We start from the raw sequence: 25573 nt of genomic DNA on the forward strand, positions 1-25573 counted from the left end.
AAATAATTAAACAAGATCGATAGAAATGAAAAAAATAAGGGTTTTATAAATTAGGGATATAAAAAAGTGCCTGCACGATTTGTTTAATACAGGCACTTAAAAGACATTAGAGACAATAATAATTAATCAATAAAACGTAATTTTGGAGAGGATTTATTGCTAGATGATTTTTCTATTGCTTTAGGTTTATCAACAGCTTCAACGAAACTTAACGGTTGCTCATCTTGAATTTCATCTTGTTGGGCAAGATCACCTTCAAATTCCTCTGGTTCAAACATAATGCCATCACCACTTTCTCTTGCATAAAGAGCAATAAGCGCGCCCATAGGAATAAAAATTTCTTGCGGTATGCCTTGAAAACGCGCATTAAATTGCACAAAATCATTGGTTAATTGCAAGTTTCCCGTTGCATTCATTGAGATATTTAATACGATTTGCCCATCTTTGACGTATTCAGCTGGTACTTTTACCCCTGCATACGTTGCATCAACCGCCAAATAAGGCGTACAATCATTATCTATAAGCCAATCATAATAAGCTCTTAAGATATAAGGACGTTTCGGTGAGAATTTACGCTCCATAACTCCTCTCTTTTATTTGTCATCCATTAGATTTTTAGGCGCAACTTCACCAACGGATTGCTTGAAAGAATCTCTTTGATACACGCGTTCCATATAATTTTTGATTGCTTTACTTCCCGCTCCTGTAAATTGAATACCCAGCTTCTGCATACGCCATAATAAAGGGGCAATATAGCAATCGACCAAGCTAAATTCTTCACTCATAAAATAAGGTGTTTGATTGAAAATTGGTGCAATAGCTAATAATTCTTCTTTTAATTGCTTTGTAGCCTGCTCTTTCTCAGACTCATCGCCTTGCTCAATTTGGTTTAGTAAAGAATACCAATCTTGCTCAATTCTTAACATTAATAAACGGCTTTTACCACGAGATACAGGATAAACTGGCATTAATGGCGGATGTGGAAAACGCTCATCAAGGTATTCCATAATAATACGAGAATTAAATAGCACTAAATCACGATCTACCAAGGTTGGTAATGTCCCATAGGGGTTTAATTCCATTAAATCTTCAGATACAGAACCTAGAGCCATTTCTTCCATTTCATAAGGCACGCCTTTTTCCGCTAATACAATGCGAACCTGATGGCAATAAATATCTTCTTGATTGGAAAAAAGGGTCATTATTGAACGTTTACTTGATGCACTACTCATTTTATTCCTCTGCTAACCTTTTGCTTATCTGTCATTTTAAATTAAGGGCAATATTTTACCATAAATTATAGGGAAATAGCTAAGTAAATTTATTCAATACTACTCTATCTTATTGATAACAAATTGAATTTTCCTGTAATGATTGGTTTAATAAATTTAGAAAAGAAAAATGGCAAGTGGAAACTTGCCATTTGAACAATATTTGAATAAGAAACGATTAACGTTTTGAGTATTGTGGGCGACGACGTGCTTTGTGTAAACCCACTTTTTTACGTTCAACGCGACGTGCATCACGAGTAACAAAGCCTGCTGCGCGTAATGCTGGACGTAATGTTTCATCATATTCAATTAATGCACGAGTGATACCGTGACGGATTGCACCCGCTTGACCTGAAATACCACCACCTTTAACTGTGATGTATAGGTCTAATTTATCAGTTAATTCAACCAATTCTAATGGCTGACGTACGATCATACGAGAAGTTTCGCGACCAAAATATACGTCTAATTCACGTTGGTTGATAGTAATTTTACCACTGCCCGGTTTGATAAATACACGAGCTGAAGAGCTTTTGCGGCGACCTGTGCCGTAGTTTTGATTCTCTGCCATTTTTCTCACCTCGTGATTAAATATCTAAAACTTGTGGTTGTTGTGCTGCGTGTTCGTGGTTAGGACCAGCGTACACTTTTAACTTACGATACATTGCACGGCCTAATGGACCTTTTGGCAACATACCTTTAACCGCAATTTCAATCACTGCTTCAGGACGGCGAGCAATCATTTCTTTAAATGTCGCTTGTTTGATACCACCTACATAGCCAGTGTGCCAGTAGTAAATTTTATCGCTTTCTTTTTTACCTGTTACGGCAACTTTGTCCGCATTGATAACGATGATATAATCACCTGTATCAACGTGTGGAGTGTATTCAGCTTTATGTTTACCACGAAGACGACGTGCTAATTCAGTCGCTAAACGACCTAACGTTTTACCTGTCGCATCTACTACATACCAGTCACGTTTAACTGTTTCTGGTTTTGCTACAAAAGTTTTCATTAATTAATTACCAATAAAATAATATTAATACCCAGTGTTCAATATTGAACACAACCATTAATCTCAATCTGCACCCCTTCGAGTGTGATCTCGATAAAATAATGTGCGGTGGGAAAGCCAACACATTCACAGGGTCGGGCGATTATACAAGAGCTTTAAGGAAAAAACAAATGAAAAAAGCACCGCACTTTGAAATTCTTAGTCCTTTTTCTTAGCAAGTTCGTTCACTTAATGTTTTAGAATGTTCTAGTTAAGGGGTTACCCTACCCCATTCCAAGAAAAAGCATCGAACAAGCGTTGCCATTGTTCATCTAAAGGTGCGGTGATTTTTAGCCAATTTTTTGTTATGGGGTGAATAAAGGCAAGCGTTTCTGCGTGTAGCATTAACCGATGCACGCCTGTATGTTCAGTTAAAGCGCGATTTTGATGTAAATCGCCATATTGAGTATCCCCTAAAATAGGGTGGAAAATATGCTTTAAGTGACGACGTAACTGATGTTTTCTTCCTGTGTGTGGAATTAACCTCACTAAAGAATAACGACTCGTTTGATAGCGCCCTACCCCATAAGGCATCTCTACTACCTTCAATCCTTCATAATCGGTGATAGCCTCTTGTGGTGCTTTATCTTGCTGAGCAAATTTATCGGCAATTTTATCCAATTGCACTTTCAGCGGATAATCAATCCTTCCCGGGTCTTTGAGATAACCGCGTACCACCGCTAAATAGCTTTTTTCAACCTGCTTCTGCTCAAATTGTTCGCACAGCAATTTGGCTATTTCAGCATTTAAGGCAAAAAGCAACACCCCAGAGGTTGGGCGATCTAAACGATGAATAGGAAAAACGTGCTGCCCAATTTGATCGCGCAAGGTTTGCATTACAAATTGAGTTTCGTGACGATCAAGCCAACTGCGATGCACCAACATTCCAGCTGGCTTGTTCACCGCGATCAAATACTCATCTTGGTAAAGAATATCAAGTGCGGTCATTTTGTGCGTTACAAATTTCTTCGATGGCTTTCAACGGCTCAATTAAGCGTTGCACGGCAATAATATCTTGCTCTTTCAAAGCTTCTTCAATGTAAGGTACGATAGCCATTTTATGCGGTAATGGCTCACTGCTTTCGATAACGGCATACATTCTTGGAATAAACACCCATTGTAACCATTCGTGTGCATTCATTGTATCAATACAAAATGGCTCAACGCTGTCAAAGGCAGCTGCTTCAGGAGGAACGGCTTGCCAAAGCGCTAATTCTTCCATTGCTTTTTGTAATTGTTGTAACTGGTATTTTGTTTGTTCACGCATTGTGGTTTCCTTAATTTGCTTTCTCATCTCATTCTGCCTAAAATGTGGCATTCGCCTTAGTGCAAAACTGAAGGCGTTATGATACCACAAAGCCAAATGCGAAAAAACGCAATCGCTTTCTTGATAAATTAAGGCAGAAAATGTATTTAATTGAGGCTTTTTTTACCCTTACCCAACCTAACAATATGGCTTACCCATTGATTAATCAAGTGATTGAACAATGGCGCTATAATGGACAAATTCTTGGGCGAGAAATCCCCCTTTTCCACGCTGAACTAGAAAACCAGCAAGGCATTGCAGTGCGTGTCGTTTGTCCTGAACAGCAAAGCTTGTTACCCGAATTTAATAATGTGGCGGTACAAACAGCGTTAGATAAAGCACAACGTGCCGGGATAAATTTCGATAGTTTCCAAGTTATTGCTGATGATTTAAATTCAGATCTCACCTATCAAGGTAAACGCCCTAGCTGGCAAGTGCTTTATACTACTTATTTACAATCTTGCTCGCCATTACACAGTGGGGAGGATAACTTGCCTATCCCACTATATAAATATTTTAAAAATGCCCCGCACTTGAGTTTAGATCTCATTAAATGGCAAGAAAATTGGCAGGCTTGCGATCAACTACAAATGAATGGCACAGCATTAGAACAGCACGCCCTTGCGGAAATTTCCGATCTACATAGTCATTTATCTAAACACGGCTATGCCTTATGCCAAGAAATAGAGCAACACACGGGGATTCCAACCTATTATTATTTATATCGTATTGGTGGCGAAAGTTTACAAGCCGAACAACAACGCCGCTGTCCAAGCTGTAATCAAAATTGGGCATTAAAAACACCGCTCTTTGGTTTGTTTGATTTTAAATGTGATCAGTGCCGATTGGTATCCAACCTTTCTTGGCACTGGCAATGAGGAAAAACAATGAATTACAATCACGAAAGTTTACACGACTTAAAACTTGGGCAAGAAACAAAATATGCACAAAATTATGACCGCACTTTACTGCAAGCCGTACCTCGAAAATTAAACCGTGAACAGCTTGGGATTGTGGAAAATCAACCTTTTACTTTTGGGGCAGATATTTGGACGGCTTATGAAATCTCTTGGCTTAATGCCAAAGGTGTGCCACAAGTTGCCATTGCTGATGTGGAAATTGATTTCCGCAGTGAAAATTTAATCGAATCAAAAAGTTTTAAACTTTATCTCAACAGTTTTAATCAAAGTCATTTCGAGACGGCTGAGCAAGTGCAACAACACTTACAGCAAGATCTAGCAAATTGTGCGAATGGGCAAGTCAAAGTGCAGTTAAATTCTTTGCAAAATTACCACCGCACTTTTATTGACGAATTACAAGGCGACTGTATTGATGATCAGGATATTGAAATTCATGATTACCAATTCAACCCCAATTATTTAGCAAATTGCACACAAGAGGCGAAACAGGTGGAAGAACAGTTAGTGAGCCATTTGCTCAAATCAAATTGTTTAATCACCCAACAACCTGACTGGGGATCCTTGCAAATTCATTATGTAGGCAAGCAGATTGATCGGGAAAAATTGTTACGTTATTTGATTTCATTCCGTCAGCATAATGAATTCCACGAGCAATGCGTTGAACGAATTTATTGTGATTTAATGCGCTTTGCTCAGCCAGAAAAGCTCACGGTTTATGCCCGTTATACACGCCGTGGTGGGTTGGATATTAATCCGTTCCGCTCGAATTTTCAAAGCGTACCGCACAATACACGCTTAGCCAGACAATAGGAGGTTGCAGTGGCAAATATTCATTATGTTAATCCACGAGGGAGTATGGAACAGCTCTCACATCTTGAAGTGGAATTACTCACCAAGCAAGCGAAAAGCGAACTGTATCAACTGTATCGCAACTGTTCTCTTGCCGTGCTAAATTCTGGTGCGGTAACCGATGACAGCCGTAAATTATTAAATCAATATCCTGATTTTGATATTGAATTGGTGGCGACAGAGCGTGGTATCACCCTTGAGCTACATAATCCGCCAGAAAGTGCCTTTGTAGATCAACATATTATCCGCAATATTCAGTATCATCTTTTTGCTGTATTGCGTGATATTGTCTTCGTAAATGTGCTAAGCCAACGGATTAATCCTTGTGATATCCAAGATAGCGTACATATCACCAATCAAGTCTTTTCTATTCTGCGTAATGCCAAAGCCTTGATCGTGGGTGAATTACCTAATTTGGTCGTGTGCTGGGGTGGCCATTCCATCAATCAAATTGAATACCAATATTGCCGTGCAGTAGGGCTAGAATTGGGGCATCGCGAATTAAATATCATCACAGGCTGCGGACCGGGTGTAATGGAAGCCCCAATGAAAGGGGCTGCGATTGGCCACGCAAATCAACGCTATAAACATAGTCGTTTTATCGGCATTACAGAGCCTTCAATCATCGCGTCTGAGCCACCTAATCCTATCGTTAATGAATTAATTATTATGCCCGACATCGAAAAACGCCTTGAAGCTTTTGTGCGTATGGGACACGGTATTATTATTTTCCCCGGTGGGCCGGGAACATTTGAAGAATTACTTTACATTCTTGGCATCAAACTCAATCCAGAAAATCAAGTGCAATCTATTCCATTAATCTTAACGGGGCCAAAAGAAAGTGCGGATTATTTTGCTACGATTGATCGTTTTATTGGCGAAACCTTAGGAAAAGAAGCACAATCCTTATATAAAATCATTATTGATGATCCTGTGGCAGTGGCGCGTCATATGAAATCTTCAATAGAAGAAATTCGTCATTTACGCTATGAAAATAATGATTCTTATGGCTTTAATTGGTCGTTGAAAATTGATCCTGAATTCCAACAGCCATTTATCCCAACCCACGAAAATATGGCAAATTTAGATTTACATATGAACCAAAGCAAAGTGAGCCTTGCCGCTAATCTTCGCCGTGTGTTCTCTGGCATTGTGGCGGGTAACATTAAGCCTGATACGCAAGATCGCATCGCTGAGCTAGGCAAATTCCAGCTCAAAGGGGATAAAGATTTAATGGAAAAAGTGGACAACGTGCTACAAGATTTCATCACCCAACACCGAATGAAACTACCAGACGGCGAGGCTTATGAGCCTTGTTATGAGATTATTCGTTAGTAAATAATTAATCCTCTTTTCTTGAATTGTACGGCCGCAAGCCGTATAATTCTTTCATATTAATAGAACAGAGCAAATTATTATGCAAACTAAAATCCCCAAAGCTCGATTAGAAGCAAAAGTAAATCCTGAAATTTATCAATTATTTAAACAGGCTGCAGCGATTACTGGGCGCACATTAACAGATTTTATTGTTGATGTGGTATATAAAGAATCCGTAAAAACCATTGCTGAACATCAGTCTGTGAAATTATCTGTGGCGGATCAAGTCCATTTATTGAAGCATCTAGATTCTTATGAAGTCAATCCAACAATGGAAGAAGCGCTTTCGATGCACCAACAATTCTTAGCAAGGAAAAATGCGCGTGCAGATTGAGTTAGAGCATATTGATATTGTGACATTATCTCAGTTGAAGTTAGATAGAAAATCCTTTTGCAGTCTTTCACCTGAGTTAAACCGCTATTTTTATACCCAAGCCTCACAAGATGAAAGAAAAGAATTATCGAAATGTTTCGTTTTAATTCATCAAAAACAGGCTAAAATTATTGGCTATTACACCCTATCTGCCACTGCAATTAATGTAAGCGACATTCCCAAAACACAAATTAAACAAGAGATTCGCTACCCTAATATTCCTGCTGCATTAATTGGACGATTAGCAGTTGATGAACAATTTGTCGGCTGTGATTATGGTAAATTTTTAATCGCAGACGCCATCAGCAAAATAAAGGAGTCAAAGCTTGCTGTTGCCGTATTACTGGTACAAGCCAAAGACGAACAAGCGACTGCGTTCTATCATAAATTAGGTTTTATCACCTTTCTTGAACGAAAAAATATGCTCTTTCTCCCTTTAACGAAATTGATTAAAAAATAAAAGGCATTAATAAATGCCTTTTAAAAGAATAAATTAAGAAATAATTTAATTTTTCACCGCACTTTTCTTAACTCCTTAACCCCACCCCACGACTGATCAGATAATAGGCGATGCCGTAAAGTGCGGTGATAAAAATGCCTAAAACGCTGAAAGTGTAAACAAGGCTGACATCTTGAATGCCGAGAAAACCGTAGCGGAAACCACTTATCATATAGACAATGGGATTAAATTTAGACACCACTTGCCAGAAAGGTGGAAGTAAGGAGATAGAATAAAATACACCACCTAAATAAGTTAAAGGGGTTAATACAAAGGTGGGAATAATGCTAATGTCGTCAAATGATCGAGCGAAAACGGCATTAATCAAGCCTCCTAATGCAAAGCTTGCTGTGGTAAGCAATAAGGTCGCAAGAATGACCGTCCAAGAATAAATCTGTAATGGGACGAAAAATAGCGAAACTAAGGTAACCAGAATACCAACACTCAATCCACGTGCCATTCCTCCTGCCATATAGCCTAAAATAATAATATGTGGTGAAGTGGGTGAAATCAGCAGTTCTTCCACATTGCGAGCAAATTTTGTGCTATAAAAAGACGAGGCAACATTGGCGAAAGAATGGGTTAAGGCGGACATCATAATCAGCCCCGGTACGATAAATTGCATATAGCTAAAACCGTGCATTTCACCAATGCGATTGCCAATAAGCTGGCCGAAAATCACAAAATATAACGTCATTGTAATCACCGGTGGCACAAGCGTTTGCACCCAAATTCGGGTAAAACGGCGAACTTCTTTAATAAAAATGGTTTGGAAGGCAACCCAAGCTAAACTCATTATTTCACTCCTTTATTCAGTGCCATTGAAACAAAAAGCTCTTCCAAGCGGTTAGCTTTATTACGCATACTCAATACTTGTACGCCTTGCTTATCAAGCTGTGAAAACAACTGATTTAAACCCTGCTCTCTTTTTACCTCGACTTCAAGCGTATTATTATCCAGCCAAGTTACGTTGTAACCTATTATTTCTGGTTTATTTATTTGAGTGGCTAAATCAAACACAAAGGTTTCTGTTTCTAGTTTTGCTAATAACGCTTTCATTGGCATATTCACCACCAAACGTCCTTGCTGAATAATGCCAATATGACGACAAAGCATTTCGGCTTCTTCCAAATAATGGGTGGTGAGAATAATGGTTGTGCCTTGCTGATTTAACTCACGCAAGAACTCCCACATTGTGCGGCGCAGTTCAATATCCACGCCAGCCGTAGGCTCATCAAGAATCAGCAATTTAGGGTGATGCATTAAGGCGCGCGCAATCATTAAACGGCGTTTCATTCCCCCTGAAAGTTGGCGTGATTGCTGATGGCGTTTATCCCATAAATCTAGCTTTTTCAGCCACACTTCCGCGCGTACCAACGCTTCTTTACGTGGAATACCATAATAACCTGCTTGATTAATTAAAATATCAATCACCCGTTCAAATTGGTTAAAATTAAATTCTTGCGGGACTAAACCGATATTCTGTTTTAGCTGACTTGGATTATGATCTAAATCTGCACCAAACACCTTCACTTCACCAGCAGTTTTATTAACCAAAGAACAAATAATCCCAATGGTGGTGGATTTCCCCGCCCCATTATGACCAAGTAAGGCGTAAAAATCTCCCGCTTCAACACTGAGATCAATGCCATACAAGGCTTTCACGCCGTTTTTATATTCTTTCGTTAATCCTTTGATTTCTAATGCTAACATTCAACGTTCCGTATAAAATTTATCGAAATTTTGCTCCGCACTTTTGAAATAAAAGGTAAACAAAGTGCGGTATAAATTTCGCGGATTTCTATGCGTATTTTTAAATTCTACTGACATCAAATAAATCGAGGTTGATATTATCTGGTGTACCATAAAATTTGGCGAGTGCTTTACGCAAAATTTCTGCGCGTTTCGGTAAGCCTTTTTTGGCGTAGGTTTTTACTTGTTCATACACTGCTTGTTTAAATGGTTGTGTATCGCCGGGATCACCGCTTAAATTATCACTACTGGCAATATAACGAAAACCTGCGGCAGTGGCTAAAATCCATTCTAGCGCTTGTGGTTTCACCTCCACTTGCTCGAACTCACGCTGACGTTGTTCAGAACGCCCATCGGGTTCATACCAATAACCAAAATCTTCTAATTTACGCCGTGCTTTGCCTGCAATTAGCCAGTGAGAAATTTCGTGCAAAGCGCTACTATAAAAGCCTCGAGCAAAATAAATGGCATTGTAAGGACAATGTTCATTGGCGGGCAGATAAAGTGGCTCATCGCCCCCTTTGACCAATTTGGTATTATATTCTTGCTCAAAGCATTGATTAAAAATGGTAATAATGTCTTCTAAACGATGCTCCATCACAACTCCAAAAAATAATAAGGCACAAAGTCTGTGCCTGAAAATTTGAAAACGCCCTATTTTAACATTTATGGCGGTTTAGTCACATTCATTATTTTAAAGGGCGGACACATCGGCCCGCCCCTACACTAGTATCAATGAATGATAACTGATTATAATTAAACGAATTTCGTAGGGGCAGAGCTATGTGTCTGCTCGAAAAAGCGTTTATTTTAAGCCATCACTTCTTTATTACAACGCTTCAACACGTCTTGCTAATGGTAACAATTTAAAGGGCAAACACATCGATTCGCCCCTACTTCCATATAAATGAATGATAACTGATTATAATTAAATGAATTTTTGTAGGGGCAGACCTATGTGTCTGCCCGAAAAAGCGTTTATTTTAAGCCATCATTTCTTTATTGCAACGCTTCAACACGTCTTGCTAATGGTAACAATTTAAAGGGCGAACACATCGGTTCGCCCCTACACCAATATAAATGAATGATAACTGATTATAATTAAATGAATTTTTGTAGGGGTAGAGCTATGTGTCTGCCCGAAAAAGCGTTTAGTTTAAACTATCACTTTTTTGAAGTGCCTCAATACGCTTTTCCAACGGTGGATGGCTTAAAAATAATGAAGCTAATCCACCTCTTTTACCATTAATGGCAAAAGCAGCAAATTGCCCTTCCATTTGTTGTGGCTCGTGAAGTTGCTGTAAGCGGCGTAATGCAGCAATCATTTTTTGTTTTCCGACTAAATGAGCCGAACCTGCATCTGCACGATATTCACGGTAACGAGAAAACCACATTGCGATCATACTTGCCAAGAAGCCGAATACCACTTCTAGCACCATTGAAACTAAGAAATAAATACCACTGCTGCTTTCACCGTTGTCGTTGCGATTGCTCGCCACCACATTGGCAATAAGGCGAGAAATAAAAATCACAAACGTATTTAACACTCCTTGCAACAAGGTCATTGTGACCATATCGCCATTTTGAATATGGCTGATTTCGTGGGCTAGCACTGCTTCTGCTTCATCTTTGGTCATTGCATTGAGCAATCCTGTACTTACGGCAACCAACGAATTGTTTTTGCTTGCCCCAGTGGCAAAGGCATTGACATCAGCAGAATGATAAATCGCTACCGTTGGCATCGGGATATTCGCATCACGTGCTTGAATAGAAACGGTATTCAATAACCAGCGTTCTTGTTCCGTGCGTGGCTGTTCAATCACCTGCCCATTCACTGATCTTAATGCCATTGTTTTGGATAAAAATAAGGAAATCAATGAGCCACTGAAACCGAATAGCGCTGCCATAATTAATAATCCGCTAGCATCTTGCGCACGGATACCCGTTAGGCTCAAAATAATATTGAAAACAATTAGCACGGCCATATTGGTGGCTAAAAAAAGTAAAATTCGCATCATAGAAAGTTCCTCATTGTAAGTATGTGATTGATTATCCAATAAATGATTAAAGGAATAACCAATATAATTATAAATTTTGTAATTTCAAGATTTAACGGTTCAGTTTTCCCACAAACTCATCTGTTTTTCTTCTTGTTGTTCCGGTAAATGAACGTGCAGACCAATTAATCGAATGGATTTATCCTGACGGCGTTGCCAAATTTGTGCCAATAATCTACGGAAATTTTCTTGATTAAAATCCACCGCACTTTTCTCTAAGGTAGTGATTTGAAAATCATCAAATTTTAACTTTACACCAATTTTACGCAATTTTTGCACAGGTAAATGAGGACAAGCACGTTGTACACGGCTGACTAATTGCTCATACAATTGACTTAGCACGGCTTCCCCTTGTTCTAGCTCCGTTATATTTTTCAACAATGTGGTTTCTACCCCGACGGATTTCCGCAATCGCTCGGGCTGGACTTCCCTTTCATCAATAGCGTGGCTAAAATGCCAAATACGCTGTCCGCTCTTGCCTAATTGATTGAGTAATAAATGCGGCTCAAATTGCTGTACATCAGCACAGGTTTTTAAGCCCATTTCCAATAAGCGTTGTGTGGTTACCTTTCCTACTCCCGGAATGGCACTGAGCGGAAGGTTGCGTACAAATTCCTCTACATCATTCGGTTCGATGACAAATTGTCCATTCGGTTTATTTTTATCAGATGCAATTTTGGCTAAAAATTTTAATGGGGCGATACCTGCTGAAGCCGTTAATCCTGTTTCGGCAAAAATGGCTTGACGAATTTCTTGCGCAATCCACGTTGCCGATCCAGAGCATTGTTCACAATCTGTTACATCTAAATAGGCTTCATCTAAAGATAAGGGTTCAACCAAATGCGTATAACGATGAAATATTTGCTGAATTTGTTGTGATACCTGTTTATATAACGGCATATTTACGGGTAATAAAATTAAATTTGGGCAACGCTTCAAGGCTTGTGCCGTTGGCATTGCACTGTGTAACCCAAATTTCCTTGCTTCATAATTACAGGTGCTAAGTACACCACGTTGCTCTGCCGATCCACCTACCGCCACAGGCAGGTTTTTAAGATGCGGTTTATCCCGTAATTCAATGGAAGCATAAAAGCAATCCATATCAATATGAATGATTTTTCTTGTTTTTGACATCGTGGCGTAAATTTCTGGAAAAAAATAATGGATAAAGTGCGGTGCAAAATTGGCAACATTTTACCTGTTTTTAAGGCAAATCGAAAATAATAAAAGTGCGGTAAAAAATTAGGGCGAATTTTTCGCCCTAATTAAAAAGAGTTAGCCAACCCAAACGAATTTGGCAATAAAAAGTAAGGCAACCACCCAAACTGGTGCATTGACTTCTTTCCAGCGCCCCGTACAAACTTTCATCACACAGTAGCTAATAAAACCAAAGGCAATGCCTTCCGTAATGGAATAAGTGAATGGCATCATCGCCGCGGTGATAAAGGCAGGTGTGGCTTCGGTCAAATCTTCCCATTGAACACGAATTAAGCTTGAGGCCATTAAAATTCCTACATAGACTAACGCGCCTGCAGTCGCATAAGCTGGCACAACACTGGCTAATGGTGAGAAGAAAATGGTTAATAAGAACAGCACACCAACCACAACGGCTGTCATTCCTGTACGTCCCCCTACGGAAACGCCCGCACCACTTTCAATATAGGTACTAATGGCAGACGTACCGATGTACGAGCCAGCAACCGCACTCACGCTATCCACATAAAGCGCTTGTTTCATTTTTGGAAAGCGCCCTTTTTCATCGCTGATGCCCGCTTTGTCCGTTACACCGAGTAACGTGCCTGAAGAATCGAATAAATTCACCAATAAGAAAGAGAAAATGATGCCAAGTAAAGCCGTATCTAATGCGCCCATAATATCCACTTTGCCTACGACTGGGGCAAGACTCGGTGGCATTGAGATCACGCCGTGAAAAACGACACTTTCATCAAAAATTAACGCCAACGTGGTAACCACAGCAATTGAAATGAGTACACCTGAATAAATATTACGCGCGGCTAATACCACAATGATAAAGAAGCCTAAAATGCCCATTAATACTTGTGGATTATGTAACTCGCCCAATGCCACTAAGGTTGCTGGATTTGCGACAACTAACCCCATATTTTTAAAGCCAATGAGCGAAATAAAAAAGCCAATCCCAGCACCAATTCCAACGCGTAAACTCAAAGGAATAGATGCCATTAACCAATAGCGAATTTGGAATAAGGTTAAGATAAACAACCCAACGGAACCCCAAAAGATCGCCCCCATTCCCACTTCCCAAGAATACCCTAATTTCCCTACTACGACATAAGCAAAAAAGGCATTCAATCCCATTGCTGGTGCAAGTGCGATAGGCAGATTGCTAAATAATCCCATTGCAATCGTACCAAATGCGGCGATTAAACAGGTTGTAACGAAGACCACTTGCTTATCCATCCCCGCATCACCAAGCACAGAAGGATTAACAAAAACAATATAAACCATCGTAAAAAAGGTGGTGATCCCTGCGATAATTTCTGTTTTTGCCGTGGTATTTTTTTGATTTAATTTAAAAAGTTTTTGTAGAAAAGACTGATTTTCCATTTTTTAATCCAGATTAGTTGATAAAAAAGATGAAAAACGCGACTTAAAGAAAGGTGTTTTTCCTGCCAATTCTAGCAGAACGAAAACGATTTCGCGATAGGTTTTCGTAAATTTTTTAATGAAAAAATAAAGTGCGGTAGAAAAATTGCTTATTTTTTTCTGACCTCACTTTTTTACGCTATCCTGCTCTACAACTCTTAATTATAATTCAATACTGAATTTCTACACTCAAACGCGATTTTGCACACTAACCACTTAATACACAAAAACGCTCACCATTTTAAGCAAAAAGACTCAACAACTTTTCGTAAGCTACAGCATATTTGAGAATTACCCCTCCCACTCTTTTAAAAACTGTGATCACTATCACGATTTTAGGATTATTTTTTGATTAATTTATTTTATAATGATAAAAGTATTTTTATTGAAAATTTTCACGCTACGATACTTACAAATAACAGTTTAAAGAGATGATATTGTAATGATAAAAGATTTTTTCATAGCTATCTATCATATAATTTTATATTTAAAAAAATTTTTGGTGCATATTTATAAAACCATTCACCCAGCACATTGGGGATTGATTTTGTTTTTCTCAATAGGTATGTCTTATCTCTCTTTACCAATATTATTTAATAAATTTAATATCGAGTTTCATTCTTATAAAAACATTAACGTTACTGTTCAAGATTATGTAATGAATGGAATGCTTAATAATTATACAACCATTAGAAAACTAAGCAATAAATGTTATCATAAATATTGTGGCTTATCAGGTAACGGAGAATATAAATTATCAGAGATAAAATTCATTAGCATACATGGACGAAAAGAAATATTTTCTTTTTGCATTGATGAAAAATGTTTTTCTAATATAGATAATAGTTTAATTGAGGAAGAAAAAAAAGAATTAACATATAAAGCAACCGTTGCTATGTGGTCTGTATTATTTCTTATTATTGTTGTTTATGTGCAATCAGCATGTTTTGAATATTTAGTAACCAAAAAACATAAAAAGACAATTTATGATATAGATGGATAATAATTTAAAGAGATAACATTATATATGATAAAATATTTTTTTATAATCCCCTATCAGATCACCTTATTCTTCAAAAAGGTTTTTATATATATTTGCAATGAGCTAACCTTAATTCACAAGGTGTTTATAATTATTGTTTCTGTAATAATTCTTTATTCCTCTCTACCTATTTTATTATTTAATAATTTTAATATAACCTATAAATCTTACCAAAACATAGATATAATCATAAAAGATTATAAGATAAATGGAAGATTAAATAACCACACTACAATTAGACAGATAAATAATAACTGTTACAAAATATACTGTGGCTTATATAAAAGCGGAAGGTATGAATTATCAAGTATAACTTTTATTGACATATCCTCAAGAGGAGAAAATGTATATAGCTTATGCCTAAAAAATGGAGAGTGCTTTTATAATATAGATGATGAATTTATTGAAAATAGAAAGTTAAGAATAGCTAGATCAGCAAAATGGGGGATGTTAGAAATATTAGCAGTCATTTTAGGTGCTTTATTTCAAATTAAAATGGAAAAATATTTTTCTAGAAAAAATAAATCAAAAGAGGAATAAATTATGAATGGTAAAGACTTATTAATTGCGAAATTTGTATCTGATATTGGTACATTAGATGGAATAATAGAAACAGGTAGTATTTCTAGAAAATGTAGTTTAGATACTTTTAATGAAAATATAGCAACTTCTGCAATTATCACAACCTCTACTTAGTAAGTAGGTTTCCTATCCCTTATCTTGGAGTTGCTGGTGGTGGAATTTCTGCATTCAGTGCAGCCGTCAATATAGGGGTTAATAAACAAATTACAGCCAATGATTTATTTACGCTTTTAGCTGGATTAGCCGGGGCGGTTGGAGTTTTAGCCGCCTCTCCGGGAATGGCTGTAGCCGCCGCTGTTTTTACTGTAAGTGGCATTGCAGTTTCTATCCATGATAGTTTAAATCATAGAGATGCGAATGGCTGTATAGTCCCACCTGCTATACCGCTCGGTCCTTTAGCTCCACCACCAGATAAACCTAATACGGGAGGAGCAGAGGGTGTAAACATTGATCCATTAATTATTGATATGAATGGTGATGGTATTAAAACAATTTCTAAAGATAAAAATATTTTTTTTGATTTAGATAATAATGGCTTTGCTGAAAATACAGCATGGGTTGATCAAAATGATGCATTATTAGTATGGGATCGTAATAATAATGATGTTATTGATTCGGGTGAAGAGTTATTTGGTAATCACACAACCTTACAAAATGGGAATAAGGCAAAACACGGCTTTGAAGCCCTAGCAGAATTAGATAGTAATCAAGATCAGATTTTTGATGAAAATGATGAGACCTGGACCATATTAAAAATATGGATTGATAAGAATCAAAATGGAATCTCTGAAGAAGATGAGTTAATAAATTTAGCCGACACAGGCATTAAAAAAATCGAACTTCATTTCCAAAACAGTGATTATCAAGATGAAAATAATAATGATCATAAACAACGTTCACAAATTATTTGGCAAGATGGACGTATAACCGAAGTTGCTGACATTTGGTTTGATACAGATAATAGTAAAAGCTATTTTAAAGAAAACATTGAAATAAGTGATGAAATTAAAGCAATGCCCAATGTAATTTCATTTGGAAACGTATTAAATTTGCATCAAGCAATGGTAAAAAATCATCATTTAATTTATGTTATTGAAGAATATATTAATTCATCAATAGCAGATAAAAAGCAGTTGATTAACAATCTAATTTTTGAATGGACAGAAACCACAAGTGTTACTAAAGACAGTAGAGGAAGCTATATTGATGCAAGAAAAGTTGCCACATTAGAAAATTTAACAGGACAACCATTCTTACAGCAAGGACGCAATAGTAATCCAACACGAGATGCTGCAAAGCTATTAGAGGAAGAGTTTGATAAATTTGCTGATTATGTTGCAGCACAAATAGATTCACAATCTATCTATAAGGAGATTTTTACAATAACTTCTTTTAATATTAATGAAAAAGGAGAATTAGAATTTGATTGGAGTAAAATCAACACTAAAATAGAAAAAACTTTTGTAGAGTATGATATGGAAAAGCTAATCCATTTATTAAAAACCTACCAAAACTTAGCTATCTATAATCAAGAGTTTGAAGCATTAATAAAAACAAATTTAACACAGTTGGCTGAAAACAACCCTATATTAAAATCTGTGATAAATCATCATATTATAGAGGGTGATGATAGCGATAATGTAATTGAATCAACAAACGAAAAAGAATTAATTTATACAGGAAACGGCAATGATATAATTAGAGCTAACCTAGGTGATGATACCTTAATTGGAGGTCAAGGAAATGATATTCTAAAAGGTGGTTTTGGTGCGGACACTTACCTATTTAGTAAAGGTCATGGGCAAGATACTATTTTTGAAGATAGTAATTACTCTAACCGAGAACATGATATTGACACCCTTCAGTTTATTGATGTTAATTTTGATGAAGTAAAATTTAGCCGAGAAAGTAACGATTTAATTTTATTTGGTTATTCTAAAAATGATAGCATAAGAATAAATAAATTTTATGTACATGAGGATTATCAAATAGATCGCTTTACTTTTGCAGATCAAGCATTGACTAGAGATGAATTAAAAAATAATAGTATTATGAAGCTATATGGTACAGAGAATAACGATATTATTAACGACTGGCAAGGTAGCACAACTATTTTTGGTGGTGATGGCGATGATATTATTAATGCTGTTCAGGGGGACGACACCTTAATTGGAGGTCAAGGCAATGATATTCTAAAAGGTGGTTTTGGTGCGGACACTTACCTATTTAGTAAAGGTCATGGGCAAGATACTATTTTTGAAGATAGTAATTATTCTAATCGAGACTATGATATTGATAGCTTAATATTTACAGATATTGAAGATATATCAGATCTTTATTTTAGTAAAAATAATAATGATCTCATTATTCAATCTTTACTACAAAAAGATAAAATTACAATTAAAGATTGGTATAATCATAATGATCACAAAATAGAGCAAATTAAATTTGCTAATTCGGCTGAATTAAATATCCATCAGACTGAAAAATTAGTAAAAGAAACAATGGAAATCTTGCCTCAATATACTGCTGATAATTTTTCACCTTTGGATTTACAACAGTTTAAATCTCATATTAATCAAGTAATTGAGGTTCTGTAAAAATATAGTCACTTCAATTTTAAAGCAAGATAGTACTCCCTATGAAAGGGTGAATACGAGCTAGCAGCGTATTATTGTAAAATCAAGTGCAAGTGAAGGGAGCAAAAAAAGAAAGCGCGGTAGAAAAAACGTAAATTTTTTCACCGCACTCTCTTTTTGAACTCTTTCTTTTTGAACTCTTTAAAAGCAAATCAATAACCCGATTGGTATACCAATTCGGCTAATTTCACTGCCATTAAGGCGAGGTTAAAGCGTTGTTCGTCTGCCACTGACCAAAATTCGATGCCATTTTCCACCGCACTTTCTCGCTGATTAAGGTTGCTGATGTGCAGTTTGACTTCGCTTTCACCGTTTTCATTTTCGCCATTAATTACAGGGGTAATTTGGCTTTCTGGGTGATATTCAATCAAGCTATTTTGTTGCCACATTTCTGCTACGGCTTCACTTGCCACATCATAATCAAAAAAGGCGCTGACTTGTTGGGCAAGACCGTAAAACACAGGAACTTGAATTTGGTGGAACACTACATTATCAAGCTGTGGGAAAATTTTCTGCACTTGCGCGCTCAAATTCGCACTTTTTACAGGGAAAACATCAAAGGCTAGGCGCTGAACATTTTCATCTAAAGGGATACCATTTAATAGTTGTGCGGTTTGTCCGGCAAGCTGTGCCACTTTTTCATCTCCCATATAGGAAGCAGGTAATAATGATGTAATAAGTACCTGTTTTAGTGGATATTGTTGCAATAAATCAGCAAGTGGCAAGAGGCTTTGAGTTACTTGTGGATTAGGTAAAGCAACAATATTACGCTGACGTAATTCCATAACTTGCTGATCATTTACGGTAGGAAGAACAAGCGGAACATCAGGTAAACTGGCGCAAATCCCAAACAAATCCATCACCACGCAACCCGCATCTGCTGCTTTTGCTAAATGGCTTGCCGCTGACACTTCGCCTGCGAACAAGACATAATTGAAAGTTGTCCAATCCACCTCATCTGGCACTATTTGCGCCACCGCTTTATTGTTAAAACGAATTCCCTGTTCTTCATTAAATGGAAAAATTTCCACAACGGATAGGTGGTCAATTTCAAGCTGGCTTTGTTCTAAACATTCAGCCAGTTTTTCGGCTAATTCAAATTCTGCGGCAATGGCGATCTTTAACATTTTTTCTCCCTTAATTTTAATAATCGGCGTAAAATAAGCCTCGCATTTTACCGAATTCTAATAGGAAAAGAAAATGACACCCGCTATTGATTTATTAAAAAAGCATAAAATCCCTTTTGTGTTGCATAGTTATGATCACGACCCAAACAACCTCCATTTTGGTGATGAAGCTGCAGAAAAATTAGGCATTCCGCCCGAACAATCTTTCAAAACTTTACTTGTGGCTGAAAATGGCGATCAGAAAAAACTCGCTTGTTTTGTGCTTCCTACGGCGAATAAGCTGAATTTGAAGAAAGCAGCAAAAGCTATCGGCGTGAAAAAAGTGGAAATGGCAGATAAAGAGGCTGCCCAAAAAAGCTCGGGGTATTTAGTCGGAGGCATTAGTCCGCTAGGGCAAAAAAGAAAAGTGAAAACAGTGATTGCACAATCTGCGCTAAATTTTGAGCATATCTACGTATCAGGTGGAAAGCGAGGGTTAAGTGTGGAACTGTCTCCTCAGCATTTAGCCGAGATTTTGCAAGCAAATTTTGCGGATATTGTTGATGACATAGAATAAAAAAGGCTCAAATGGGAAAGGGGTAATATTTGAGCCAATAGGGAAAATTAAGTTATTTATCTAAAAAGCGGAAGTATCTTGGAATAAACCTACTTTTAGATCTGTTGCTGTATAAATCACTCTGCCATCGACTTCGACTTCACCATCAGCTAATCCCATCACTAGCTTACGGTTTACCACACGCTTCATATTAATGCGGTAAATCACTTTTTTCGCCGTTGGTAAAATTTGTCCTGTAAATTTCACTTCACCAACACCTAAGGCTCTGCCTTTACCTTTGCCACCAATCCAACCAAGATAGAAACCAACAAGCTGCCACATAGCATCTAACCCCAAACAGCCCGGCATTACTGGATCACCAATAAAATGGCAAGCAAAGAAAGGCAACTCAGGGTGAATATCTAGCTCTGCTTCAATATATCCCTTCCCAAAGGTTCCCCCTGTTTCATTCATTTCTACAATGCGATCCATCATTAACATTGTTGGGGCTGGAAGCTGTGGGCCTTGTTCGCCAAATAATTCACCACGCCCTGATGCCAATAAATCTTCATAGTTGTAGCTACTTTTTTTATTTGGTGTACAAGTGTTTGTCATTTTTATGTCCTCTAATATGTGATGATACTGAATGTATCAATTCGGCAGCTATTCTATCAGGCTTTCGATGAAATAGATACAGCTAACACTTGTTCGCTAAACTTGTCCGATCAGTGGGTAAATAAGTGAATTTTAATAAAGAAAAAGGCGAACATTGCTGCTCGCCTAAAAATCAGAAAAATCTCACTGCTCTTTTAACGAGACTTAATTCTTCCTCAGCTTTTTGCTCTGGTTTGGTAGAAAAGTGCGGTATAAAAAATGTTAATTTTTTCTCCCCAATAACCAATGCCAAAAACCACTTTTTTGTTGCTCAGAATGGGCGTTTAAACGTTGATTAATAAGCTCACTGAGTGGCTGATTTTGTTCATTATACGTGCTATCTTCCTCGGCTAATAAATGGCGTTTAAACAAAATCTCACAGGCTTGAAAAACATCATCAACCGCCCAAATTGAAAATTGCTGATTTTTCACCGCATTGATTACCTGTTCCGATAAACTCAGCTGATTTAACACCGCAGAAGGCACAATCACGCCTTGATTCCCCGTTAGTCCCCGTTTTCCACAAATGGCAAAAAAGCCTTCAATTTTTTGATTTACTCCACCGACAGAATGAACAAGTCCAAACTGGTCAATCGCCCCTGTAATTGCGATGGATTGAGGTAACGGTTGCAATGCTAAGGCACTGGCTAACACACAGAAACAGGCAAGCGACGCACTGTCGCCATCAATTTCACTATAAGATTGCTCAAAAACGATAGAGGCAGAAAACGGCAGTTGAGTCGGTAAATCCAAAATATTCGCTAAACACACTTCAGCAATCATTGTACCTTTACTATGAATATTGCCTGCCAGCTCATTTTTACGTTCAACATCAATCACTTCTCCCTCACCAAGCTGAACAATACAGCTAATTCGTGAAGGTTCACCAAAGGATATTGGGCTACCGGGATACTCAATCACCGAAAGCCCATTAATTTGCCCGACTGCCTCACCTTGAGTGGCAACATAAATTTGTTCGTACAGAATATCGGCATAGGTTTGCTGTTGTAAAAAGCCTTGTTGCTGCTGTTTTGCTTGAAAATATTGCTCAAATTGCACCGCACTTAATTCATCGGATTGTGCTAAGGTTCGGGTGTTGCTCAGCATTTCTTTTAGTTTTAACGGTGAAATATTAATGCAATGGCGATCTTCACTTTCTCGCACTAAAAGCTGATATAACCTATTTATTCCCTCAATGCTAAGCTGTATGCCAAGCTGTTTGGCATAAGACTGCACATAATTTTGCCATTGCTGCTGTGTTTGCTCATCATCAAGAGAAAAATAGCTTTCAATTTCGCCGTAATCGGCAAGTTGGTAAAGATTATCGTCTAATTCTTCTAATAAAGCGAGTTGCGTGCGATCGCCCAATAAAATCACTTTTAATGTCAGATCGTAACTTGGAATCTCACAAGGCAATGGTTTATAAGGGTGTAAAGACTGCCAATGAAAATGCTGTTCGCTCAAAAGCTGTTTTAATCGTTCCCATAAGCCTACTTGTGTTAATAAAGGTTCTACGCTTAAAATCAGCACCCCACCATTGAGTTGATGGACCAAGCCACTTTGTAAATCAATCTGTTGTGCGTTTTCTCGTACATTACCAAATAATCGCTGGTGATCATAATAGATCGCACTTGCCACTTGTTTTTTTGCTGCAAAATTATCTTCCAAGCTAGTCGCATTTTGTAAGGTGATAGTAGGCAATCGTTGCTCAGAACCTTGTTCAATATGATAACGCACACCTTGCAACGGCAAATGTTGTGATTGGAATTTACTGATGTACTTTTCCAGTAACGCCGCATATTCCCCTTGCTGATCGGCTTTTAACACGAGCAAAGTGCGGTCAGAATTTTGTAAGAATTGCGCAATGCTAGCTCGGGCGCGAGATTGTAAATCAAAAAAATCAATAGATTGTGAAAAATCTGCTCGTCCTGCTAATTCAGGACGCAAATTCTGCCAAGATAAAACTTGATTAAATAACGCAGGCAAAGTATGTGGCTCTCTTTGAATAATTGTTGAAAGTGTGGATTATCGCATAATCTGCTAAGCTTGAATATCCCACAAGTAGCGACTAAATTTAAATAAACGAGAAAAATCTCAATAAGAATTATTAGGCGGATTTTTGAATAACTTGAGTAAGAAGCTCTTTGATCGCAGTTATCTCACTTGAATATGAAATGAGAAAAACAATAAATGCAATAATTGCTGTTGATGCTGCAATGACAAAACCCGCAGCTGCCTTATACCACTTACGCTCTTCAACAACTTTATCAAGCTTATTATTAATTTCAATTAATGTTTTTTCCATTATTTTGAAGTTTGCTTTGAGTTCTCCAATATCTTCTTTTATTTCACTTATTTTTCCCTCAATAGCGACAAGCTCCTTCTGTCTGCCTTTCAATTCAGTATAAGTTGAGGCATAAGTAGTAACAACAGTACCAATAACTGATGATAACTCATAATTCTTTTTCATTGCCTTATTCCTCCATTTTATGAAGTCTATCCTGCAACATCTTTATCATTTCATTCGTGCTTGCAAAAATATCTTTTTGATGTTCAGGTGCAATGCTATCAGAAGTAATCATTTGATTCTTTACATTTTCTAATAACTGAACAATATCCTGTATAACTTGCGTAGAATTTTGTTCGGTAGTAGATAATGGTAAAACGATTCCTCGTAAAACGAGATCTAACCCTAACACTCGGTTAAACAGAGAGAGATAGCGTTCCTCATTATAACGAGTAAATCGCTCAAACTCCGCTCTAGAAATGTAATCAGACGTATGATTCTCCTTGATAATTCATCGCATTTTGCAATAAATAACATAGATTGTAAAGGATAATGAGCTGACCTATTTAACAAAACAAATCCCATTAATAGAGGCAAATGAATAAAATTTACTAGCGAAAAAAATCAGAACAGCGTAAACTTATAGAGTTACCCCGTAACGGACTTGAGGGAATACGATGAAATACCAAAAGCTAGAAAATCAAGAAGCGCACTGGAAATGGCTCTATTTAACCAAAAAAGCCCGTGAAGGGGAGCAAATTACACGCTATGAAGAGCGTAGTTTACAGCAAGAAATGGTACGCCGTTTGATCGCTGTGCAAAATAATGCTGTACAAATAGAAGAATGGGTGAAAATGCATCTTTCACCTAATTTAGTCGTGAAATTAGATCAAGCGATTCGCGCGCGGCGTAAACGTTTTTTCAATGCGGAAAAGCAAACCACCAAGAAAAAATCAATTGATTTAGAATATTCTGTATGGTTAAGGCTATCAAGATATGCTAAGAAAATGAAAATGACGCTTTCTGAAACCATCACTTATATGATTGATGAACGGGAAAGTAAAGCGGCTTATGAACACCAAATGTCGGCAATGAAAGAAGGGTTAAAAGATTTATTGAAAAAATAGACCGCACTTTTAAGATAAGATAAAGCCTCCAAAAATGGAGGCTATTTTATTCTTTGAGTTAGTCGATAAGCCGGGTTCTGTCGTTGAACAATCATTCATCTAGGCGTTTATTCACACAAACGCTCAAGCAACCTACCCGAACTCTGAGCGGGCCACCCATTGAGTTCCTATTTGGTCTTGCTACGAGTGGAGTTTACCCTGCTGTGAAATGTTACCACTCACACGGTGCGCTCTTACCGCACCCTTTCACCCTTACCTGTGCTAAAAAGCCATCGGCGGTCTGCTCTCTGCTGCACTTGTCGTAGGCTTTCGCCTCCCAGACGTTATCTGGCACTCTGCCCTATGTAGCCCGGACTTTCCTCTCGTCTATTTGTCCCACTAGGTCGTTATAAACGGTTTAGGGCTTCAATAAACCAGCGATTGTTTGGCTAACTCGGAGCAAGAGTATAGCGCAATATCAAGGAAATGCAAGAAAAGCACAATAAAATATCTTGCTAGAGTTCATAAAAAACTTGCGCTAAAATAACCGCACTTTTGCTTAATATGAAAGAGGCAACAATGGATTATCTTAAAATCGCACAAGACACCCTCGCGGTGGAACAAAAGGCCTTACTACAGCTAAGCCAGCGTTTAGATGAGCAATTCAACCAAGTGGTAGAATTAATTCTAAATTGCGAAGGGCGCTTAGTTGTCGGTGGAATTGGTAAGTCAGGGCTGATCGGCAAAAAAATGGTAGCAACCTTTGCTTCCACAGGGACGCCCAGTTTTTTCCTTCACCCCACAGAAGCCTTTCACGGCGATTTAGGTATGCTCAAGCCCATTGATATTGTAATGCTAATTTCCTACAGCGGTGAAACCGATGATGTAAATAAACTTATTCCAAGTTTAAAAAATTTTGGTAATAAAATCATTGCATTAACCAGCAATAAACAATCCACCTTGGCAAAACACGCAGACTATGTGCTAGATATTACGGTGGAGCGTGAGGTTTGCCCGAATAATCTTGCACCGACCACTTCTGCCTTGGTTACACTCGCCTTGAGTGATGCCCTTGCCGTTGCATTAATTACCGCAAGAAACTTCCAACCTGAAGATTTTGCCAAATATCATCCGGGAGGAAGTTTAGGTAAACGCTTGTTATCCCGAGTGAAAGATCAGATGCAAACTAAATTACCTATTGCACAGCTTTCCACCTCATTTACCGATTGTTTAAGCATTATGAATGAAGGACGTATGGGGGTGGCAATTGTAATGCAAGGCAATGAATTAAAAGGCATTATTACCGATGGTGATATTCGCCGAACGCTCACACGCAATGGTGCGGAAGCCTTAAGTAAAACCGCACAAGAACTGATGACCTCACAACCTAAAACCATCAATGCCAATTGCTATTTAGCGGAAGCAGAAAATGTGATGAAAGAACACAAAATTCATTCATTAATTGTGTTAGATGACGCTAAAAACGTGGTAGGTTTAATTGAATTTTCGAGCTAATA

28 protein-coding genes and 1 other RNA gene are annotated in these 25573 nt (G+C 37.7%); 12 read left to right on the forward strand and 17 right to left on the reverse strand.

Features of this window, described 5'->3' with window-relative positions; all coding sequences use genetic code 11:
* Window positions 1-122: 122 nt before the first annotated feature.
* The 6 genes from L4F92_RS05800 to L4F92_RS05825 all read right to left on the reverse strand — a co-directional run bounded on the left by L4F92_RS05800 (window position 123) and on the right by L4F92_RS05825 (window position 3593).
* Entirely contained in the window at window positions 123-581 is a 459-nt protein-coding gene (locus L4F92_RS05800; RefSeq protein WP_250363011.1) for a ClpXP protease specificity-enhancing factor, read from the reverse strand.
* Window positions 582-593: 12 nt separating this feature from the next.
* Window positions 594-1232 (reverse strand): stringent starvation protein SspA, encoded by a 639-nt coding sequence (gene sspA, locus L4F92_RS05805; RefSeq protein ID WP_250363012.1) that lies wholly within the window; start codon window positions 1230-1232, stop codon window positions 594-596.
* A gap of 217 nt (window positions 1233-1449) precedes the next feature.
* Entirely contained in the window at window positions 1450-1842 is a 393-nt protein-coding gene (rpsI, locus tag L4F92_RS05810; RefSeq protein ID WP_017806615.1) for a 30S ribosomal protein S9, read from the reverse strand.
* Window positions 1843-1858: 16 nt separating this feature from the next.
* On the reverse strand, window positions 1859-2287 hold the full coding sequence (gene rplM, locus L4F92_RS05815) for a 50S ribosomal protein L13 (RefSeq protein WP_017806616.1): 429 nt from the start codon (window positions 2285-2287) through the stop codon (window positions 1859-1861).
* Between the two features lie 258 nt (window positions 2288-2545).
* On the reverse strand, window positions 2546-3274 hold the full coding sequence (gene truC, locus L4F92_RS05820) for a tRNA pseudouridine(65) synthase TruC (protein WP_250363013.1): 729 nt from the start codon (window positions 3272-3274) through the stop codon (window positions 2546-2548).
* Window positions 3261-3593: a YqcC family protein gene (locus tag L4F92_RS05825; protein WP_250363014.1), complete on the reverse strand. Its 333-nt coding sequence runs from the start codon at window positions 3591-3593 to the stop codon at window positions 3261-3263. Before L4F92_RS05825 ends, truC begins: the two co-directional genes overlap by 14 nt.
* A 140-nt stretch (window positions 3594-3733) precedes the next feature.
* Between L4F92_RS05825 and L4F92_RS05830 the strand changes: the two genes are divergently transcribed.
* The 5 genes from L4F92_RS05830 to L4F92_RS05850 all read left to right on the forward strand — a co-directional run bounded on the left by L4F92_RS05830 (window position 3734) and on the right by L4F92_RS05850 (window position 7611).
* Window positions 3734-4510 (forward strand): Zn-ribbon-containing protein, encoded by a 777-nt coding sequence (locus tag L4F92_RS05830; protein WP_250363015.1) that lies wholly within the window; start codon window positions 3734-3736, stop codon window positions 4508-4510.
* A 9-nt stretch (window positions 4511-4519) separates the two neighbouring features.
* A complete protein-coding gene (queF, locus tag L4F92_RS05835) occupies window positions 4520-5362 on the forward strand; it encodes an NADPH-dependent 7-cyano-7-deazaguanine reductase QueF (protein ID WP_250363016.1) in 843 nt (280 codons plus the stop codon).
* A gap of 9 nt (window positions 5363-5371) precedes the next feature.
* Window positions 5372-6736, forward strand: coding sequence for a nucleotide 5'-monophosphate nucleosidase PpnN (gene ppnN / locus L4F92_RS05840; protein ID WP_265748335.1), 1365 nt, complete (start codon window positions 5372-5374; stop codon window positions 6734-6736).
* A gap of 82 nt (window positions 6737-6818) precedes the next feature.
* Window positions 6819-7112: a type II toxin-antitoxin system TacA family antitoxin gene (locus L4F92_RS05845; protein WP_103855273.1), complete on the forward strand. Its 294-nt coding sequence runs from the start codon at window positions 6819-6821 to the stop codon at window positions 7110-7112.
* A complete protein-coding gene (locus tag L4F92_RS05850) occupies window positions 7096-7611 on the forward strand; it encodes a GNAT family N-acetyltransferase (RefSeq protein WP_250363017.1) in 516 nt (171 codons plus the stop codon). The genes L4F92_RS05845 and L4F92_RS05850 overlap by 17 nt, the downstream gene beginning before the upstream one ends.
* Window positions 7612-7678: 67 nt before the next feature.
* Here the strand turns inward: L4F92_RS05850 and L4F92_RS05855 are convergent, their stop codons facing one another.
* From L4F92_RS05855 to L4F92_RS05880, 6 genes are all read right to left on the reverse strand, one after another.
* Complete coding sequence (locus L4F92_RS05855; RefSeq protein ID WP_250363018.1) at window positions 7679-8446, reverse strand: ABC transporter permease; 768 nt, start codon at window positions 8444-8446, stop codon at window positions 7679-7681.
* Window positions 8446-9363: an ABC transporter ATP-binding protein gene (locus L4F92_RS05860; protein WP_250363019.1), complete on the reverse strand. Its 918-nt coding sequence runs from the start codon at window positions 9361-9363 to the stop codon at window positions 8446-8448. Before L4F92_RS05860 ends, L4F92_RS05855 begins: the two co-directional genes overlap by 1 nt.
* 100 nt (window positions 9364-9463) lie before the next feature.
* Window positions 9464-10000 carry an elongation factor P hydroxylase gene (locus L4F92_RS05865; RefSeq protein ID WP_250363020.1) on the reverse strand — a complete coding sequence of 179 codons (537 nt, stop codon included), beginning with the start codon at window positions 9998-10000 and terminating at the stop codon, window positions 9464-9466.
* Between the two features lie 553 nt (window positions 10001-10553).
* Entirely contained in the window at window positions 10554-11420 is an 867-nt protein-coding gene (gene htpX, locus L4F92_RS05870) for a protease HtpX (protein WP_250363021.1), read from the reverse strand.
* A gap of 99 nt (window positions 11421-11519) precedes the next feature.
* A complete protein-coding gene (dinB, locus tag L4F92_RS05875; RefSeq protein ID WP_250363022.1) occupies window positions 11520-12593 on the reverse strand; it encodes a DNA polymerase IV in 1074 nt (357 codons plus the stop codon).
* 141 nt (window positions 12594-12734) lie between these two features.
* Window positions 12735-14045, reverse strand: a complete 1311-nt coding sequence (locus L4F92_RS05880; RefSeq protein ID WP_250363023.1) for an NCS2 family permease — start codon at window positions 14043-14045, stop codon at window positions 12735-12737.
* A gap of 481 nt (window positions 14046-14526) precedes the next feature.
* Between L4F92_RS05880 and L4F92_RS05885 the strand changes: the two genes are divergently transcribed.
* The 4 genes from L4F92_RS05885 to L4F92_RS05900 all read left to right on the forward strand — a co-directional run bounded on the left by L4F92_RS05885 (window position 14527) and on the right by L4F92_RS05900 (window position 18308).
* Complete coding sequence (locus L4F92_RS05885; RefSeq protein WP_250363024.1) at window positions 14527-15087, forward strand: hypothetical protein; 561 nt, start codon at window positions 14527-14529, stop codon at window positions 15085-15087.
* 24 nt (window positions 15088-15111) lie between these two features.
* The gene (locus L4F92_RS05890) at window positions 15112-15666 is read left to right on the forward strand and encodes a hypothetical protein (protein ID WP_250363025.1); all 555 of its coding nucleotides are present in this window, start codon (window positions 15112-15114) and stop codon (window positions 15664-15666) included.
* 3 nt (window positions 15667-15669) lie between these two features.
* Window positions 15670-15822, forward strand: coding sequence for a hypothetical protein (locus tag L4F92_RS05895; RefSeq protein WP_250363026.1), 153 nt, complete (start codon window positions 15670-15672; stop codon window positions 15820-15822).
* A 164-nt stretch (window positions 15823-15986) separates the two neighbouring features.
* Window positions 15987-18308, forward strand: a complete 2322-nt coding sequence (locus L4F92_RS05900; protein ID WP_250363027.1) for a calcium-binding protein — start codon at window positions 15987-15989, stop codon at window positions 18306-18308.
* 191 nt (window positions 18309-18499) lie between these two features.
* Here the strand turns inward: L4F92_RS05900 and L4F92_RS05905 are convergent, their stop codons facing one another.
* Window positions 18500-19474 (reverse strand): oxidoreductase, encoded by a 975-nt coding sequence (locus L4F92_RS05905; protein WP_250363028.1) that lies wholly within the window; start codon window positions 19472-19474, stop codon window positions 18500-18502.
* A 73-nt stretch (window positions 19475-19547) separates the two neighbouring features.
* Between L4F92_RS05905 and ybaK the strand changes: the two genes are divergently transcribed.
* Entirely contained in the window at window positions 19548-20030 is a 483-nt protein-coding gene (gene ybaK / locus L4F92_RS05910; protein ID WP_250363029.1) for a Cys-tRNA(Pro) deacylase, read from the forward strand.
* 60 nt (window positions 20031-20090) lie between these two features.
* On the opposite strand, the gene fabA is transcribed toward ybaK, so the two are convergent.
* The 3 genes from fabA to L4F92_RS05925 all read right to left on the reverse strand — a co-directional run bounded on the left by fabA (window position 20091) and on the right by L4F92_RS05925 (window position 23133).
* A complete protein-coding gene (fabA, locus tag L4F92_RS05915) occupies window positions 20091-20624 on the reverse strand; it encodes a bifunctional 3-hydroxydecanoyl-ACP dehydratase/trans-2-decenoyl-ACP isomerase (RefSeq protein WP_250363030.1) in 534 nt (177 codons plus the stop codon).
* A gap of 261 nt (window positions 20625-20885) precedes the next feature.
* Entirely contained in the window at window positions 20886-22649 is a 1764-nt protein-coding gene (locus L4F92_RS05920; protein WP_250363031.1) for an AAA family ATPase, read from the reverse strand.
* Between the two features lie 121 nt (window positions 22650-22770).
* Window positions 22771-23133, reverse strand: coding sequence for a hypothetical protein (locus tag L4F92_RS05925; RefSeq protein WP_250363032.1), 363 nt, complete (start codon window positions 23131-23133; stop codon window positions 22771-22773).
* Between the two features lie 494 nt (window positions 23134-23627).
* Here L4F92_RS05925 and matP point away from each other — a divergent pair, with 494 nt between their 5' ends.
* The gene (gene matP, locus L4F92_RS05930) at window positions 23628-24077 is read left to right on the forward strand and encodes a macrodomain Ter protein MatP (protein ID WP_250350231.1); all 450 of its coding nucleotides are present in this window, start codon (window positions 23628-23630) and stop codon (window positions 24075-24077) included.
* Between the two features lie 50 nt (window positions 24078-24127).
* Here the strand turns inward: matP and rnpB are convergent.
* An RNA gene (gene rnpB / locus L4F92_RS05935) (RNase P RNA component class A) lies at window positions 24128-24513 on the reverse strand.
* A 122-nt stretch (window positions 24514-24635) separates the two neighbouring features.
* On the opposite strand from rnpB, the gene L4F92_RS05940 reads away from it, so the two are divergent.
* A complete protein-coding gene (locus L4F92_RS05940) occupies window positions 24636-25571 on the forward strand; it encodes a KpsF/GutQ family sugar isomerase (protein ID WP_250363033.1) in 936 nt (311 codons plus the stop codon).
* The last annotated feature ends 2 nt before the right edge of the window (window positions 25572-25573 follow it).

This window comes from Avibacterium sp. 21-595, from assembly GCF_023611905.1.
GTDB lineage: Bacteria > Pseudomonadota > Gammaproteobacteria > Enterobacterales > Pasteurellaceae > Avibacterium.

Bases quoted from the DNA above. Each gene is read 5' to 3' on its own strand.
- L4F92_RS05860 (WP_250363019.1), bottom strand. From the start codon at position 9,363: ATGTTAGCATTAGAAATCAAAGGATTAACGAAAGAATATAAAAACGGC.
- htpX (WP_250363021.1), bottom strand. From the start codon at position 11,420: ATGATGCGAATTTTACTTTTTTTAGCCACCAATATGGCCGTGCTAATT.
- fabA (WP_250363030.1), bottom strand. From the start codon at position 20,624: ATGACAAACACTTGTACACCAAATAAAAAAAGTAGCTACAACTATGAA.
- L4F92_RS05885 (WP_250363024.1), top strand. From the start codon at position 14,527: ATGATAAAAGATTTTTTCATAGCTATCTATCATATAATTTTATATTTA.
- L4F92_RS05890 (WP_250363025.1), top strand. From the start codon at position 15,112: ATGATAAAATATTTTTTTATAATCCCCTATCAGATCACCTTATTCTTC.
- L4F92_RS05925 (WP_250363032.1), bottom strand. From the start codon at position 23,133: ATGAAAAAGAATTATGAGTTATCATCAGTTATTGGTACTGTTGTTACT.
- matP (WP_250350231.1), top strand. From the start codon at position 23,628: ATGAAATACCAAAAGCTAGAAAATCAAGAAGCGCACTGGAAATGGCTC.
- L4F92_RS05830 (WP_250363015.1), top strand. From the start codon at position 3,734: ATGTATTTAATTGAGGCTTTTTTTACCCTTACCCAACCTAACAATATG.
- L4F92_RS05905 (WP_250363028.1), bottom strand. From the start codon at position 19,474: ATGTTAAAGATCGCCATTGCCGCAGAATTTGAATTAGCCGAAAAACTG.
- rplM (WP_017806616.1), bottom strand. From the start codon at position 2,287: ATGAAAACTTTTGTAGCAAAACCAGAAACAGTTAAACGTGACTGGTAT.
- L4F92_RS05880 (WP_250363023.1), bottom strand. From the start codon at position 14,045: ATGGAAAATCAGTCTTTTCTACAAAAACTTTTTAAATTAAATCAAAAA.
- sspA (WP_250363012.1), bottom strand. From the start codon at position 1,232: ATGAGTAGTGCATCAAGTAAACGTTCAATAATGACCCTTTTTTCCAAT.
- truC (WP_250363013.1), bottom strand. From the start codon at position 3,274: ATGACCGCACTTGATATTCTTTACCAAGATGAGTATTTGATCGCGGTG.
- L4F92_RS05895 (WP_250363026.1), top strand. From the start codon at position 15,670: ATGAATGGTAAAGACTTATTAATTGCGAAATTTGTATCTGATATTGGT.
- L4F92_RS05800 (WP_250363011.1), bottom strand. From the start codon at position 581: ATGGAGCGTAAATTCTCACCGAAACGTCCTTATATCTTAAGAGCTTAT.
- L4F92_RS05845 (WP_103855273.1), top strand. From the start codon at position 6,819: ATGCAAACTAAAATCCCCAAAGCTCGATTAGAAGCAAAAGTAAATCCT.
- rpsI (WP_017806615.1), bottom strand. From the start codon at position 1,842: ATGGCAGAGAATCAAAACTACGGCACAGGTCGCCGCAAAAGCTCTTCA.
- L4F92_RS05825 (WP_250363014.1), bottom strand. From the start codon at position 3,593: ATGCGTGAACAAACAAAATACCAGTTACAACAATTACAAAAAGCAATG.
- L4F92_RS05940 (WP_250363033.1), top strand. From the start codon at position 24,636: ATGGATTATCTTAAAATCGCACAAGACACCCTCGCGGTGGAACAAAAG.
- ybaK (WP_250363029.1), top strand. From the start codon at position 19,548: ATGACACCCGCTATTGATTTATTAAAAAAGCATAAAATCCCTTTTGTG.
- L4F92_RS05900 (WP_250363027.1), top strand. From the start codon at position 15,987: ATGGCTGTAGCCGCCGCTGTTTTTACTGTAAGTGGCATTGCAGTTTCT.
- queF (WP_250363016.1), top strand. From the start codon at position 4,520: ATGAATTACAATCACGAAAGTTTACACGACTTAAAACTTGGGCAAGAA.
- L4F92_RS05855 (WP_250363018.1), bottom strand. From the start codon at position 8,446: ATGAGTTTAGCTTGGGTTGCCTTCCAAACCATTTTTATTAAAGAAGTT.
- dinB (WP_250363022.1), bottom strand. From the start codon at position 12,593: ATGTCAAAAACAAGAAAAATCATTCATATTGATATGGATTGCTTTTAT.
- L4F92_RS05850 (WP_250363017.1), top strand. From the start codon at position 7,096: ATGCGCGTGCAGATTGAGTTAGAGCATATTGATATTGTGACATTATCT.
- L4F92_RS05865 (WP_250363020.1), bottom strand. From the start codon at position 10,000: ATGGAGCATCGTTTAGAAGACATTATTACCATTTTTAATCAATGCTTT.